The organism is Shewanella sp. ISS20, assembly GCF_056522965.1.
The window spans coordinates 1731683-1746720 of sequence record NZ_JAWRZK010000001.1 but is presented as its reverse complement, the minus strand read 5'-3'; the positions used below and the strand labels follow the sequence as shown (position 1 = coordinate 1746720).

Below are 15038 nucleotides of genomic sequence, written 5' to 3'. Positions count from 1 at the left end.
GTTTAGTATCGTGAACACAGTTTAGGGGAATAACGACAATCACTTAGTGGCTAATAACGGGGTTGAAACCCGCGCTAACACCCCTTGCAGTTTCGCCAGTGCAATGCCGTAATTGCACATTGGCACTTGAGCCATTTGGCACTCTCTTATGCGCCTAAGCATCTCTGCGCGATTAAACATACAGGCGCCGCAGTGCAGCACTAGCGCATATTGCTTAAGATTGGCTGGAAAATCATGGCCAGCAACCACTTCAAATTCAAGCTGTTTCCCTGAGTATTGGGCAATGAGCTTAGGCAACTTATCGCGGCCAATATCATCTTCTTGCACATTGTGACTACAGGCTTCGGCAATCAGGATTTTATCGCCATCTTGCAGGCAATCTAAGGCGTTGGCGCCACTGACCATAGGAGCGAGATCGCCCTTAGCGCGAGCAAATAAGGTGGAGAAAGTCGTTAACGCAATATCATCAGGAACTATGGCGGCCACTTGCTTAATGGCCTGGGCATCTGTGATCACCAATTTGGGCGGCGTCACACATTGCGCTAAGGTTTGACTGAGTTGCTCAGTTTGGCACACCATGGCAATGGCATGCTTATCTAAGGCTTCCCGTAAAATTTGGACTTGCGGCAAGATTAAGCGCCCTTTGGGAGCCGCGCTATCTATGGGGGCAACACAAATAATGGTGTCCCCAGCATGGTAATGATCGCCTGCCAGAACTAAGTCAGCCTTTAGTTCTTTGGGCGCTAAATCAAACAGGGCTTGGCAAAGTAACTCGCGCCGCGCACAGTGACTTGTGGTCATGGCTAACAATGGCAGCTGTTGCTGCTGACACCAATGGCTGTCTTGCTCGCTGATGGCCCCTAAATCTTGCTTGTTAAATATGACTAATAATGGAATGGCAAGTGCTTGATACTGCAGAATATACTGTTTATCCAGTGTGGTGAGGCCAAGGTTATCAACCACATACATCAGCATGTCGGCGTGAGCGATAACTCGCATACTGGCTTCTACTCTTTGTAATCCAAGCTCACCTTCATCATCAAGTCCGGCAGTATCAAATAAGCTCACTGGCCCAAGAGGCAGCAGTTCGTAAGCTTTAGCCACTGTATCTGTGGTTGTGCCTAAGGTGTTGGATACTATAGAGACTTGCTGCTCAGTTAATAGATTAATCAGGGAGGATTTACCGACATTACGTCGTCCTGCCAGCACAATATGATAGCGCAGCCCGCGCGGGGTCTGTTCGGCAATGGCATTACACATGAGTCATCCTTAAGCTGTCACCGCGATGAGATACAGGAATAAAACCTGTGGCGGTAATTTGCTGTTGTAGTTGTGAAATTCGCGTGGCTAAGGCTAAGCGATTAGCATTTTTCCCAGGATAAATGCCGTAGTTTTGCGAGACGCTTGGCGGCGTAAAAGAGGGCATGATGACATTGCTGCCAAGCCTTAATGATGCCAAGCGGCTGCCAGCTTCTAATGCATCCAAAGCGCTAGTAGCAGGGATATTTGCGAGTGGATTCATGAGTCTTAATAGGGCATTAATGCGCTGACTCTTAAGTACGCTGCCATTGGCATAGTGCGCCATAGGTGTTTGCGGATGGGCAACGAAGGGGCCGCAGGCAATCATGTCAAGATTGAGGGCAGTTAACATTAATATGTCGTTTGCCATCATGGCGTCGCTAGTGCCGGGTAAATCGATAATAATGCCGCTGCCTACTTGATACCCAAGTGCTTGCAGTTGCTGTAATTTCAGCAATCGCACTGTGAAATCAGCTTTTGGGCGCGCCGCCGCAAATAGCGTTTTATCAAAGGTTTCCATTTTAAGTAAGTAGCGATCGGCGCCCGCGTGACGCCACAAGGCAAACTCCTCGTGGCTTCTATCCCCTAAGGATAAAGTGATGGCAAGGGCGGTTTGCTGCTTAATGCTTGTGATGATGCGCGCAACGCTAGCTGCGCTATAGCGGCTGTCATCCCCAGATTGCAATACAACTGTGCCCATGCCTAAACGCTCAGCATCAAGAGCGGCTGCTATGATTTGAGCTTCGGTTAAACGGTAGCGTTCAACGGCGCGGTTATTGGCGCGGTTATTGGCGCGCAGGCCGCAATAGTGGCAGTCATTACGGCAAAAGTTAGAAAACTCAATCACGGCGCGTAAAAACACTTGGCGCTTAAAATTGTCTTGGGTGACTGCGTCTGCTTGACTAAAAAGCCAAGCGTCATCAGCGCCTTGCAGCAATTCAACTAATTGCTGCTGACTGAATGTCAGCGCTTTACCTGTATTTGTGCTGTGCTCATTTGGCTCCTTGGGTTGATGCCAAGAAGCAGTAGTGTGTTGATTATGCTCGCTTGGACTCATCGCATATCGCCCTCATTTTCAGCTCTTTGATGGCGCTGCAACACTTGGCGGCATTCATCAAGGTGACGAGATAGCGCTTGTGACCAAGCATCATTAGTTGGAGTAAATGCTAATGAATCGCTACCTAGATCAAGGGTCCGGGGCGCAAGATCCAATTCCAACCAAAACCCCTGCGCCGCAGGGGTGGCGCTGTGGGCATAATGGCCTAAAAACAAGCGACTATCGGTTAAAATCATAGGCTGAGTGGGGAGCTGCTCAGTCTCTATGGCTTGCACTTGCTGAGGGTAGCGGTTAACTAATTGCGACACCCAGCGCGCTGATGCTTGCCATTCGCTGGCAATAGCTGCTGCGCTAGCGCCTTGGCGCAGCACTTGATTAAAATCATGTAGCCAAGTGACTTGAGTGCTGGTGGAAATTAAGCGCAGTCGCTGTAACTTCCCTTGGCTTAATTGCTGTTGCAACACCTCATCGATTACGCCATTTGCAAAGCGCGAATACAAGGCGGCATGCATGATGACATGGCGACTGCACGCCAGCGCTTCGATTAACGCGCCCACGTCTAACCCTGGGCTAACCTTGACCTTAAGTGGGGCAGTATTCACAAGTAAATATCTCGCTTGCCTTCATCTGTCATGGTTAAACATTGGCTAATGTTGCGCCGACGACTTGGGCTCAACTTATCTAACTCTCTTTCAATCAGTTGATTACCAGCTTCGCGGGTCTTTTCGCTGGCATAATCATTAAGATACTCTCGAAAAGTGATTAAGGCGTTAGGCTGACAAAACTTGCCAATAAACTGCTGCTTAGCAAGCCCCATAAAGTGATCGCCAGTGCGCCCTTTGCGATAGCAGCCAGTGCAGAAAGACGGAATAGCATCAGACTCTGTCACTAGATCATAAATGATGTCATCCATAGCGCGATGATCGCCCAAGCTAAATTGCTCAGAATCTTGCTGGTCATCTTGGCTGGCTTGATAACCGCCTGGCGAGGTTTTAGAGCCGGCGCTAATTTGCGACACTCCTAAGCTTAATAATTCGCGCCTAAGCTCTGCGCTTTCACGGGTACTCATAATTAGTCCGGTATAAGGCACTGCTAAGCGGGTAATAGCCACAATACGCTTAAAGCATTCATCATCCACTTCAAACGGCGGCCTTTCTGACAAACTTGAGCCGTGAGCCGGTTCAATGCGCGGGAAGGAAATCGTATGTGGGCCAACGCCACAATCAAGTTCTAGTTGCTTGGCATGAGCCAACAAGGCCAGTAATTCAAACTTGTGATCATACAAGCCAAACAAGGCGCCAATGCCAACATCATCAATGCCTGCTTCCATCGCGCGGTGCATGGCATAGAGGCGATATAAGTAATCTTTTTTCTTGCCCTTGGTATGCACAGTTTCATAAGTTGGGCGGTGATAAGTTTCTTGGAAACATTGATAAGTGCCAATGGCCGCCGTTTTTAGAATGGCAAAGTCACTGGTATCCATAGGCGCGCAGTTAACATTTATGCGGCGAATTTCGCCGCTGTCGCCATGCTTGACGCTATACATAGTAGCTATGCTGTCGACGATGGCGTTGACGTTATTACGGGGATGCTCGCCATACACAGCTAAAATGCGCTTGTGGCCCATGGCTTCAAGCACTTCAACTTCTTTAACTATTTCATCTTGTTGTAGGGTTTTGCGTTTTAACTCATGGTTATCGGCATTAAAGCCGCAATAACTGCAAGCATTGGCGCAATGATTCGACACATATAAGGGCGCAAACAACACAATGCGATTGCCATAAATGGCGTCTTTAATGTCGCGGGCAATGGCGAACATTTGCTGTTCAAGCTCGCGGTCTTGATTTTGTAACAGTACGGCTGTGTCTTCTAGGGTCAGACCTTCATATAGACGCGCTTTGGTTAATACGGCTTGAACCTGAGCTTGGCTCGGGGCGGTATTGGTGTTGAGCAGTTCCCATATTTTATCCTCTTGGATGAAACTAACGCTGGGATCATAAATGGGTTGTTTTAAGTCATGATGGGCTGACATAGAAAAATCTCACAGATAAAAATGGGCGGTACTATCGGCATGCACTGGGCGGCATGCCGATAGCGATACATCAAGGCTAGTTAGCTTGGCTTTTGATTATTGGCATTCACCGCCACGATTTCTTGCTCTACCCATAATGGGGTGTATTCAGCCGCATCGTGATAAGGCACATTGCCGTGGATCATCATGGCCTTAAAGTCATCGAAACGATAAACCGCTAAGAACAAGTGCACTGGTAAGAAGGCCGTTAAGATTAAGCCTGAAACAAGATGGATCATGCCTAAGCTGTAGCCTAAATCGCGCGGCATTACGTGCGGCACTAACCATAAGGCAATGCCAGAAATGATAAGTAAAGTGCCGCCAATTAACACGCAAGCCCCAAACAGTTTTTGGCCTGAGTTGTACTTGTTCATAGGTGGAACCGGAACTTTTTTACCCAGTAAGAACTTCTGTGGATAGCCACCTAACACCATGAACCATTTAACGTCGCGCATTGAAAAGCTGAATACGCGCGCAATAAATAGCACGACTCTATCAAAGGCCATCACAGTAAAGGCCACGGCATCGAGCGCCATCACTACCCCAGCTATGATATGAATATCAAAGGTTAACTGCATGGCGGTTTGCGATAGGGGCTTGAAAAATAACATCAAACCCGTGACGGCCAGAGGTAAAAAGCTTAATAGTAAAATGTAGTGAAAAATCCGAACGTTGAGCGGATGTTTTAAGATTGGGCGAGTATCGTGATGCATGATGGCCTCCTTAAGAATTCAACTTAGTACGATCAACAAAATGGGTGTGGAGTAAATCGTGGGACATGTGTCCTAATGGCTCACCACCAAATTCTTGATAATATTTAGTCACCGCTGGGTTTGCATGGCTCACCCGTAATTTGGCGATGGCATCATCTTTATACAGGCCTTGGGCGCGCGCCTTGATATAGTCATTACGCTTGGCAATGCGGTTAGATATCCAGCCGATGGGCAGAGCTAATACCGCGATAAATGCGCCGCCAATGGCCATAAAGCGGCGACGGGATAAGAAAAAGCTGTCTTCAGCAAATTCGTGAGTTTTTCTAGTCATAACATAATCCCTTAAATATTACCGACCCAAGATGAGCCTGAACCATCGATAGGTTGACCGCCGCCATTGACGCAGCCGCCAGCGCAGTTCATGACTTCAATGAAATGATAAGGCGAGGTACCAGCCATGATGTCGCGTAACATTGGCGCTATGTTGTTACCCATGTCGTGCACTACGGCTAAGTTGATGGTGACTTCCTGACCTAACTCATTATCAAATAAAGTCACTGAGGCTTGTTTAACGCCATCAAGGCCGCGCACTGGCTCAAGTTCAAGTTTCGCCATTTCTGTGCCAGTTAATACTTTGTGAGCGGTACGAACGGCCGCTTCCATCACGCCGCCTGTGTTACCAAAAATAGTGCCAGCGCCTGTGTATTCAGAGAACAAGCTATCGCCGTCATAATCTGGGGTCGTGGCTAAATCGATTTCAAGCAGCTTAAGCAGTTCAGCCATTTCGCGGGTGGTCAATACGGCATCAATATCTTGATAAGGCGCGGCATTGCTGCCTTGAGCTTGATGATATTGCCACGCATTGTTAAATTCTGGGCGTGAGGCTTCCAGTTTCTTAGACGTACAAGGCATAATCGCAACCGTGAAGATTTTCTCTGGCTGCATATCGTAAACCCTGGCGCCATAAGTCTTAGCGACTGTGCCTGCCATTTGCTGTGGTGATTTCGCCGTCGATAAATGTGGCAGCAGCGCTGGATACTGAGTTTCTAAATAGCGTACCCAGCCTGGGCAGCATGACGTAAATTGCGGCAATTTACCGGCATCTGGGTCGCCATTAACATTGGCGTGCAGGCGATGAATAAACTCTGAGCCTTCTTCCATGATGGTTAAGTCGGCGGCAAAGTTACAATCAAAAATGTTAAAGCCAGCTTGGTGCATAGCGCCATAGAGCTTCTTAGTGACTAATTCACCTTGCGGTAAACCAAATTCTTCACCAATGGCCACGCGCACCGCTGGGGCAATAATACCGACCACTTTGGTGGCAGGGTCATTGAGTTTTTTAATCACAGTTTCTAGGGCACTGTGGGTTTCAACAATGGCGCCAAATGGGCAGTTGATTAGACATTGGCCGCAGCTTAGGCACTTTTCTTTATCTATAGAGTGAACGGCGCCTTCATTGCCGTCGATGGCGTTGGTTGGGCAGAATTTTTTACAAGCATCACAGCCTTTACACTTGGACGCCTGGATCTCGATCAGTCCTTGGATTTCTCCTGGTTGATAGCTAGTCGCAGTCATAGCAATATGCGTTCCTTATTTTTATTTTATTCATTGCCTAAGCAGCATGGAACGGCCACTTAGTGAGGTCTTTAAGCTACGACAGTGTACAAAAATGCGTTAAAGGTAAACTTGCTTAACGTCAATGAATTGACTCGATTCAATAGTTTTTAGAAGAATTTAGATATTTATCAGGGTGCTAATGCGATGAAAATTAACCAATTTAGAGTTTATGGCCTAATGCTGGTGGCAATTTGTATAAAAACAGGGGCATTTTGTCCCACCTTGTGAACCCGCGGCTATGGGTTTAGGTTGAACTAAGGTGGTTTTGGCGATTATTGCGAAATGATTGGCGAAAAAGTGGTCAGGATTGAGTGGCAAACAAAAGCAAAAGGGGGCTAATAGATAATAAGCAAGGCTTAAGAGAAGTATCTTAAGCCTTGCATTACATTCAATTAATACTGAGCGAGCGCATCTTGCAAGCTTGGATAAAAGGTTAATACACCCTCTATCGGTTCAATCTTGGCTCTGGCTAAGGTGCGCAGCGGTTGAAATTGCAGCTCACAAATCAGCAGATGGGTTTGATTGCGTCGGCATAAATCAATCAGCTTAGTTAAGGCGGCTAGGCCGCCGGCATCAAGTAAGGTTACGCCTTCTAATTGTAAAATCAGGGTATGCTTGTTCTCACTAAGACGAGCGATTTCACCAAAGACATTTTCCGCCGCGGCAAAAAATAGTGGGCCATCAATCCTTAGTACACTGACATCATCATCGAGTTTTTGACTCATCGCTTCAGACACATAGCGCTTGTCATGGCGAATATCGCGGGTGCGAGTCATTTCTGCCAAATCTTTCATAAAAAGTAAGGCGGCTAAGGCGATTCCGACACTAATGGCGATGACCATATCAAACATCACAGTTAAGCCAAAGCACACTAAAAATACTGTAACGTCACTCATAGGCGCTGTTTTTAATAAATGCACGGCTTTATGGGCTTCACTCATGTTCCAGGCTACTACTAACAATAAGGCGGCCATGGCTGACATAGGTACAAAGGCCAAGATATTAGCGAGCGCCACTAAGGCGAGCAAGACGACTAAGGAATGCACTACGGCTGAAATGGGGGATTGGCCGCCAGATTTTACGTTAGCTGCGCTGCGAGCAATGGCCGCTGTTGCGGGTATGCCGCCAAAAAATGGCGCAATGATATTACCTAAGCCTTGGCCGAGTAATTCACTGTTAGCGCTGTGGCGTTTACCTGTCATGCCATCAAGCACGACAGCGCACAATAAGGATTCAATGGCGCCAAGCATGGCAATGGCAAAGGCGGATGGCAGCAGGGCTTGAATCAAGCTTAAGTTAATAGTGAGCGGCGTATTATCTGGGCCTACTTGTAACCATGGCCATTCAAACGAAGGCAATACTGGCGGAATACCAAAACCTGTGGTGCCATCGGCTAAGGTGTACTGAAAACGGCTGCCTATGGTTTCAATATCCAGCCCATATTGATTCAGCAATAAGGCCAGTAAACTGCCAATAATGACAGCAGGTAAATGGGCTGGCACTGGCAATTTTAATTTAGGCCACAACAGCATGACGGCTAAGGTCACTAAGGCGACAACTAAGCTTGGCCAGTGACTGCTAGGCATAGCTTCCGCTAAGGCCGAAATTTTCTGCCAGTAATGCTCAGGCATTTCGCTGATAGTTAAACCAAAAAAATCTTTTAACTGCAAGGTGGCGATAACCACACCAATACCCGCGGTAAAGCCTAAGGTAATAGATTCAGGAATGTATTGAATCAGGCGGCCAAGGCGCATCATGGCCATCAAAACTAAAATGATGCCAGACATCACGGTTGCCATTAATAGCCCCGCCAGTCCAAATTGTTGCGCAATCGGATACAGCAAGACCACGAAGGCCGCGGTCGGCCCAGAAATACTTAAACGCGAGCCGCCAGTAAAGGCAATGACAACGCCGGCAATAATGGCGGTATATAAGCCGTATTGCGGCGGCACGCCGCTGGCAATAGCGAGCGCCATGGCTAAGGGGATGGCAATAATCCCGACGGTAATCCCGGCCAAAATGTCTTTAGCAAATTTAGCCTTGTTATAGCTGGAATTGAGGCATGCATCTCGAAAAGCAAAACCGAGTTGCAGTGAAAAAAGGTGAGCTCTATGTGGCACTGTGTTTACCTTATGGCCGATGAAATTATAAACAGTTAAGCGGGTAACAAGTGTAGTTAGCAAAATCCCATGGCAATGTGAGGCCTATCGCACTTTGGTTAATGGCAATCTAATTATTTTTAACTGCATGGGTGCTTACGGGGGAAGTTTGTACTCGGGGGTGATTAGCTGTCTATAAAGTGGTTTGCAAATGTTTATTGCTTGAGACTCGATATCACAGATAAGACATGCCGCTTTATTGGGGTGGCAGTATGTAAATGAAAGCTCTCAGATGAAAGCTCTCAGATGAAAGCACTTAGATGAAAGTACTTAGATGAAATATTCAAATGTCAGTGGCGCCAATCGATGAAGCCGAACCGGGAAATAGCTGTGCGACTGAGCACGTAAACTAAGCACAGTCGCGCAACTCTAACTAGAGGGCTCAAACAATTGGCAAGCCACCCCAAAATCAACACTTAGTCTTTTGACTCTAGGCCACCTAGCACGTCAATCAGAGCCTTCATAAAGGCTACTAACTCGCCGCTCATTAAGCTGAAATCAGCATCTAAACGCACCATAGGATCTTCATCATTGACATCATCTGTGCTCGCTCTAAATTCTTCTGAGAATTTAAGGCGCTTAACGCTGGCATCCGATTGCAGCAAAAAGGCAATGGACTGTTCAAAATGCAGCGCTAACTTATGCACTTGCTTGCCGGTTTCTAAGTGCGCCAGCACTTCGGCTTCTTGCAGATTTTGCTGCTTAAAGCGCACTATGCCGCCTTCATCGGCAATGGATTTAAGCTCAGCTTCATCTTGCATCACAAATGGCGCTGGAGCATGGCCTTGAGCTAACCAAGTGGTTAACTGCTGCTCAACTGGCACAGTGAATGTCACTGGAATAACCGGCAAGCTGCCTAACGCTTTACGTAATAAGGCTAATAATTCTTCGGCTTTAGTGGCGCTAGAGCTGTCGACTAAGATCAGTTGCTCATCTAATAAAATCAGCGCTTGGGTTTGGCTGCGACGAGAAAATGCGCGCGGCAATAAAGTGGTGGTCACTTCATCTTTAAGCGCATCTTTTTCTTTCTTGGTGACTTTGCGCTGTTCGGCTTGCTCAATTAACGCCACTTTCTCATCAATGGCTTCTTTCACCACTTGGCCTGGCAGAATTTTTTCTTCTTTGGTAGTGCTAATTAAAAATCGGTTATTAGCGCAATGCACTAAGGTTTGGCCATGTTTACCAAAGGCTTTTGAAAAACCAAATTTGCTGACATCTTGGCTAGTACAAGGGCTAAAGCTGAATTCCGCCAAGGCTGTTTCAAGTACGGCTTCGTCGGTGGTAAAAGGTTTATTGAAACGATAAAGGGTCAGGTTTTTAAACCACATAGCACAGGTATCCATAGCGAAATAATGGCGCAGTTTACGCCAGACCATAAAGAGGGTAAAGCCAACCTTAGGCTGATAAGACGATCCAACCGCAAAAGCACCTAGTTTTGTGCCCATTTACTATGCCGTTTGGCATGGCAATTATGTCGAATTAAGCCATATTTATTGGTTTTCAAAGATTAAGGCTTTAATAAATAAGGCGTTGCTTAATAAATTTTGGCGAAAATTTAATCCTGACATAAAATTGTAATGAAGCTGTTGCATGATGCAGGCAGTTAAAAAAACAAAACAAACTTGCTTTAAAGGATGATGATAATGAAACAGTTCACTAAAACGCTAATCGCGACCTCATTAGTAACGTTAACTATGGCCTCTGCCCAAGCCGCTGATCCTCTAACTGTTTATGGTAAGTTAAATATTACCGCCCAATCTAATGATGAGAAGGGTGAGGAAACGACCACTATCCAAAGTAATGCCTCACGCTTAGGTGTTATGGGCGCGTATGAAATCAGCTCAGATTTAGAAGCGTTTTATACCTTGGAATATGAAGTGGATACCGGGGCTGAGACCAATGATAACTTTACTGCACGCAACCAGTTTGTCGGCTTACGCGGTAACTTCGGTGCATTCTCAGTCGGTCGCAATGATACTTTATTAAAAGTGTCACAAGGCGGCGTAGATCAATTCAATGATTTATCTGGCGACTTAAAAAATCTGTTTAAAGGTGAAAACCGCTTAGCGCAAACTGCCACTTACTTAACTCCAACTATGTCGGGTATTACTTTAGGTGTGACGTATGCCGCTGAAGGTGATGCTGCACAAGAAGATGAAAATGGTTTCTCGGTGGCGGCTATGTATGGTGATAGCAAATTAAAATCAACGCCAATTTATGCCGCACTGGCTTATGACTCTAAAGTCAAAGGCTATGATATTTTGCGTGCCAGCGTTCAAGGTAAAATTGTTGGGGTAGTGCTGGGCGGTATGTATCAGCAGCAAGAAAAAACCGTGAATGGTGATATGAAAAATGGTTATTTGTTCAGTGCGGCTTACGATATTAATGCTGTGACCTTAAAGGCTCAGTATCAAGACATGGAAGATTTAGGTCAGAGCTGGTCGGCAGGCGCCGATTACAGCTTGTCTAAACCGACTAAGTTATTAATGTTTTACACTGACCGCTCTTATGATATCGCCTCACGTGATAACGATAAGTACTTTGGTGTAGGTCTTGAACATAAGTTTTAATGTGCGCTTGCTATTAATCGGCATGGTTTGAACCTTAGCGATTAATACCGCGAAACTTAAGTAAAGTCATAAAAAGGCCCTGCGGGCCTTTTTTTATGGCAAGCCTCAAAGTCCTGGTTAGCTAAATAATAAGGTTTAATAGACTTGGTCATAAATGCTAAAGACATTCGCGCAATGAATATCGTAAACTTGGCCAGACATTCATATTAATGTCATAAAATTGTCTAATAATGCTCATAAACCCAAAGTCGAAAAAATACTTATGCCAGCAAGAATTTTGATTGTTGAAGATGAACTCGCCATACGTGAAATGTTGACTTTTGTTCTTGAACAGCATGGTTTTATCACATCTGAAGCGGATGATGTTGAGTCAGCGCTGTCAATGATGACAGAACCTTACCCAGATTTAATTTTGCTCGATTGGATGCTACCAGGCGGTAGTGGTATTCAGGTGGCTAAGAAAATTAAGCAAGATGAATATTCGCGTCAAATCCCCATCATAATGCTAACCGCTCGTGGCGAAGAAGTAGATAAGCTCAAAGGCTTAGAAGTCGGCGCCGATGATTATGTGACTAAGCCATTTTCACCTAAAGAGCTGGTGGCACGGATTAAAGCGGTACTGCGCCGCAGCGCGCCCACTCGTTTAGAAGAAGCCATTGAAGTCAACGGTTTGTCGTTAGATCCAGTGTCGCATCGAGTTAACGTCGGTGAACATGTGCTCGACATGGGGCCCACTGAATTTAGATTGCTGCACTTTTTCATGACTCACCCTGAGCGCGTTTATAGCCGCGAACAGTTGCTGGATAATGTCTGGGGCACCAATGTGTACGTTGAAGATCGCACCGTTGATGTGCATATTCGGCGTTTACGTAAGGCGCTTGAGAGTCATGGTCATGATAGCTTTATTCAAACCGTGCGCGGGGCTGGCTATCGTTTTTCAACCCGAGTGTAGAGCAATTACTAGCGCGGCGCGGCCGCGACAAGTTAGGACCACTAATGTTTGATTCCTATTCTGGTTATCGTTTAGTTGGCCGCATTATTTTACTGTTAATTTTGATAGTGGTAGTGGGCTTATTATTCGACTCTCTTGCTACAGTCTTATTAGTCAGTGCTAGCGTGTGGTTGATATGGCATTACCGTCAGTTAATGCGGCTTAATTATTGGTTGTGGCGCGATAAAAGACTCACGCCGCCGCAAGGGCGCGGCAGCTGGGAAGGCGTCTTTAATGGTATTTATCGACTGCAGCAAAAGAATCGCAAAAAAATCAGTCAATTAATGGCGATATTAGGCCGATTTCGTCAAGGGGGGGAAGCCTTACCCGATGCTGCGGTCGTCTTAGATGCGGATAGAAATATTTTATGGTGTAACCGCTTAGCGCAATTATTACTCGGGCTTGAGTGGCCCAAAGATAAAGGTCAACGCTTAGATAATCTGCTGCGCCATCCAGATTTCATTCAATACATTAATCATGAAAACTATAACCTGCCGCTGGAGTTACCTTCTCCGATTGCCGATGGCAAATTACTGGAACTGCGATTAATTGCTTATGGTGATAGTCAGCTATTGCTGATAGCTCGCGATATCAGCCGTATTCGCCAACTTGAAAGCATGCGCCGCGATTTTGTTGCTAACGTTTCCCATGAATTAAAAACGCCGTTAACTGTATTGCAAGGCTATGTCGAAGTAATGCAAAGCATGGCGGAAGACGATGATATTAATCAGCGCCCGCTTAAATTGATGCAGCAGCAAACTGAGCGTATGGGGCACATGATTGAACAGTTACTGACGTTATCGCGCATTGAAGCGGCTGAAGACAGTGATTTAAGGCAGCAGGTTGATATGGATAAACTGCGCGCGTTACTTGAACAAGAAGCGCAGGCCTTATCCCTTGAACAGCATAAGATTGAGTTTGATTGGCAGCCTGGCCTGTGGTTGCTTGGTGATAGCGTACAGATGCAAAGCGCGTGCTCTAACTTACTGACTAATGCTATTCGCTACACCCCCGTAGGTGGCAGCATTAAAGTCAGTTGGCAGCGAGTTTATCAAGGTGCGCGTTTTTACGTACAAGATTCTGGTGAGGGCATTGCAAGGAAGCATATATCGCGTTTAACTGAGCGTTTTTATCGCGTCGATAGCGCGCGCTCGCGCCATACTGGCGGCAGTGGTTTGGGGCTTGCAATCGTTAAACACGCTCTTAATCATCATCATAGTCAGTTAGATGTGGTCAGCGCTCTTGGCAAAGGTAGTCAGTTTAGTTTCACTATTTCGCATCAATTACTGACAGCGCCTGGAACATTAACTGCGGAAAATTCGCCGAGTGTCATATAAGTGTCATGACTCAGTCATAGACTTGTCATGTTGAACTTGGATAGTGGCTGTAACAACATCACTAAACTGTAATCTCGGAGATAACGATGAAATTGAATAAGCTGATTAGTGCCATAGCCTTTACTGCAACAGGATTGTTTTCAACAGCGTCAATGGCGGCTCTCGATCCTAACTTAGCTAGCTACGAAAAAACCAGTGGTGTTTCAGGTAACTTATCTTCAGTAGGTTCAGATACCTTAGCGAACATGATGACCTTATGGGCTGAAGAATTTAAGCACATTTATCCTAACGTAAATATTCAAATTCAAGCCGCAGGTTCATCGACTGCGCCGCCAGCATTAACCGAAGGTATTGCCCAGTTTGGCCCAATGAGCCGCAAAATGAAGCCAAATGAAGTTGAAGCCTTTGAAAAACATTTCGGTTACCCACCGACGGCCATTCGAGTCGCTATCGACGCTTTGGCGGTATTTGTGCATAAAGATAACCCTATCAAAGGGCTAAGCATTGAAGATCTCGACGGTATTTTCTCATCGACCCATAAGTGCGGTGATACTAACGTGACTCGTTGGGGGCAACTAGGCTTAAGTGGTAACTGGGCTGATAAAGATATTCAATTATATGGTCGCAACTCAGTCTCTGGCACTTACGGTTACTTTAAAGATGAAGCCTTATGTAAGGGTGACTTTAAGCCCAATGTGAACGAGCAGCCAGGTTCAGCCTCTGTGGTGCAGTCAGTTTCTCAGTCTCTGAACGCTATAGGTTATTCAGGCATAGGTTATAAGACTGCCGGCGTTAAAGCCGTTGCCATCTCTAAAAAGGGTGACAAGTATGTGGAAGCAACCGCTGAGAACGCAGTAAACGGTACTTACCCATTATCGCGTTACTTATACGTGTACATTAACAAAGCGCCGAATAAGCCATTATCACCAATGGATAGAGAGTTCGTGCGTTACATGTTATCTAAAGAAGGCCAAACCGTGGTTAAGAAAGACGGTTATGTGCCAGTGCCTGCCAGTGTAGTCAATAAAGATTTAGCGGCACTGGGATTGTAATCTAGTGTCTAACTAATGACTTAGCTAGTTAGCTTATGTACTTAAACCTCCTGCGGGAGGTTTTTTTATGAGTTGAAACCTAGCGCTAGTTACTAAGCCGTGATTGCTGAGGTTACATCTGTGGTCAGGGCGAACACATGAGTTGAATTAATGTTAACTTTCACAAGCCGTT

13 protein-coding genes are annotated in these 15038 nt (G+C 46.0%); 4 read left to right on the top strand and 9 right to left on the bottom strand.

All coding sequences use genetic code 11. The features are described from left to right. Positions 1-39 precede the first annotated feature (39 nt). The 9 genes from hydF to rdgC form a co-directional block, all read right to left on the bottom strand. On the bottom strand, positions 40-1260 hold the full coding sequence (gene hydF / locus AC1HDP_RS07980; protein WP_479638349.1) for a [FeFe] hydrogenase H-cluster maturation GTPase HydF: 1221 nt from the start codon (positions 1258-1260) through the stop codon (positions 40-42). Beyond that, positions 1253-2356, bottom strand: coding sequence for a [FeFe] hydrogenase H-cluster radical SAM maturase HydE (gene hydE / locus AC1HDP_RS07975; protein ID WP_479638348.1), 1104 nt, complete (start codon positions 2354-2356; stop codon positions 1253-1255). Before hydE ends, hydF begins: the two co-directional genes overlap by 8 nt. Next, complete coding sequence (locus AC1HDP_RS07970; protein WP_479638347.1) at positions 2353-2958, bottom strand: hypothetical protein; 606 nt, start codon at positions 2956-2958, stop codon at positions 2353-2355. The genes hydE and AC1HDP_RS07970 overlap by 4 nt, the downstream gene beginning before the upstream one ends. Continuing rightward, the gene (gene hydG, locus AC1HDP_RS07965; RefSeq protein ID WP_479638346.1) at positions 2955-4388 is read right to left on the bottom strand and encodes a [FeFe] hydrogenase H-cluster radical SAM maturase HydG; all 1434 of its coding nucleotides are present in this window, start codon (positions 4386-4388) and stop codon (positions 2955-2957) included. The genes AC1HDP_RS07970 and hydG overlap by 4 nt, the downstream gene beginning before the upstream one ends. Before the next feature lie 80 nt (positions 4389-4468). Continuing rightward, entirely contained in the window at positions 4469-5140 is a 672-nt protein-coding gene (locus AC1HDP_RS07960; RefSeq protein ID WP_479638345.1) for a cytochrome b/b6 domain-containing protein, read from the bottom strand. Between the two features lie 10 nt (positions 5141-5150). Then, complete coding sequence (locus AC1HDP_RS07955) at positions 5151-5471, bottom strand: iron hydrogenase small subunit (protein ID WP_140933296.1); 321 nt, start codon at positions 5469-5471, stop codon at positions 5151-5153. Between the two features lie 11 nt (positions 5472-5482). Further along, positions 5483-6715 carry an iron hydrogenase large subunit HydA gene (hydA, locus tag AC1HDP_RS07950; RefSeq protein ID WP_479638344.1) on the bottom strand — a complete coding sequence of 411 codons (1233 nt, stop codon included), beginning with the start codon at positions 6713-6715 and terminating at the stop codon, positions 5483-5485. 434 nt (positions 6716-7149) lie between these two features. Continuing rightward, on the bottom strand, positions 7150-8877 hold the full coding sequence (gene dauA, locus AC1HDP_RS07945) for a C4-dicarboxylic acid transporter DauA (RefSeq protein WP_479638343.1): 1728 nt from the start codon (positions 8875-8877) through the stop codon (positions 7150-7152). Positions 8878-9332: 455 nt separating this feature from the next. After that, complete coding sequence (gene rdgC, locus AC1HDP_RS07940) at positions 9333-10244, bottom strand: recombination-associated protein RdgC (protein WP_479639854.1); 912 nt, start codon at positions 10242-10244, stop codon at positions 9333-9335. A 312-nt stretch (positions 10245-10556) separates the two neighbouring features. On the opposite strand from rdgC, the gene AC1HDP_RS07935 reads away from it, so the two are divergent. The 4 genes from AC1HDP_RS07935 to AC1HDP_RS07920 all read left to right on the top strand — a co-directional run bounded on the left by AC1HDP_RS07935 (position 10557) and on the right by AC1HDP_RS07920 (position 14866). After that, on the top strand, positions 10557-11486 hold the full coding sequence (locus AC1HDP_RS07935; protein WP_479639853.1) for a porin: 930 nt from the start codon (positions 10557-10559) through the stop codon (positions 11484-11486). Positions 11487-11748: 262 nt separating this feature from the next. Continuing rightward, entirely contained in the window at positions 11749-12438 is a 690-nt protein-coding gene (gene phoB / locus AC1HDP_RS07930; protein WP_479638342.1) for a phosphate regulon transcriptional regulator PhoB, read from the top strand. Between the two features lie 44 nt (positions 12439-12482). Then, positions 12483-13814 (top strand): phosphate regulon sensor histidine kinase PhoR, encoded by a 1332-nt coding sequence (phoR, locus tag AC1HDP_RS07925; protein ID WP_479638341.1) that lies wholly within the window; start codon positions 12483-12485, stop codon positions 13812-13814. 86 nt (positions 13815-13900) lie between these two features. After that, complete coding sequence (locus tag AC1HDP_RS07920) at positions 13901-14866, top strand: PstS family phosphate ABC transporter substrate-binding protein (protein WP_479638340.1); 966 nt, start codon at positions 13901-13903, stop codon at positions 14864-14866. The last annotated feature ends 172 nt before the right edge of the window (positions 14867-15038 follow it).

What these genes read in the sequence shown, in the direction of transcription:
- hydF (WP_479638349.1), bottom strand. Translation starts at nt 1,260, where the DNA reads ATGTGTAATGCCATTGCCGAACAGACCCCGCGCGGGCTGCGCTATCAT.
- hydE (WP_479638348.1), bottom strand. Translation starts at nt 2,356, where the DNA reads ATGAGTCCAAGCGAGCATAATCAACACACTACTGCTTCTTGGCATCAA.
- hydG (WP_479638346.1), bottom strand. Translation starts at nt 4,388, where the DNA reads ATGTCAGCCCATCATGACTTAAAACAACCCATTTATGATCCCAGCGTT.
- AC1HDP_RS07960 (WP_479638345.1), bottom strand. Translation starts at nt 5,140, where the DNA reads ATGCATCACGATACTCGCCCAATCTTAAAACATCCGCTCAACGTTCGG.
- AC1HDP_RS07955 (WP_140933296.1), bottom strand. Translation starts at nt 5,471, where the DNA reads ATGACTAGAAAAACTCACGAATTTGCTGAAGACAGCTTTTTCTTATCC.
- hydA (WP_479638344.1), bottom strand. Translation starts at nt 6,715, where the DNA reads ATGACTGCGACTAGCTATCAACCAGGAGAAATCCAAGGACTGATCGAG.
- rdgC (WP_479639854.1), bottom strand. Translation starts at nt 10,244, where the DNA reads ATGTGGTTTAAAAACCTGACCCTTTATCGTTTCAATAAACCTTTTACC.
- phoB (WP_479638342.1), top strand. Translation starts at nt 11,749, where the DNA reads ATGCCAGCAAGAATTTTGATTGTTGAAGATGAACTCGCCATACGTGAA.
- phoR (WP_479638341.1), top strand. Translation starts at nt 12,483, where the DNA reads ATGTTTGATTCCTATTCTGGTTATCGTTTAGTTGGCCGCATTATTTTA.
- AC1HDP_RS07920 (WP_479638340.1), top strand. Translation starts at nt 13,901, where the DNA reads ATGAAATTGAATAAGCTGATTAGTGCCATAGCCTTTACTGCAACAGGA.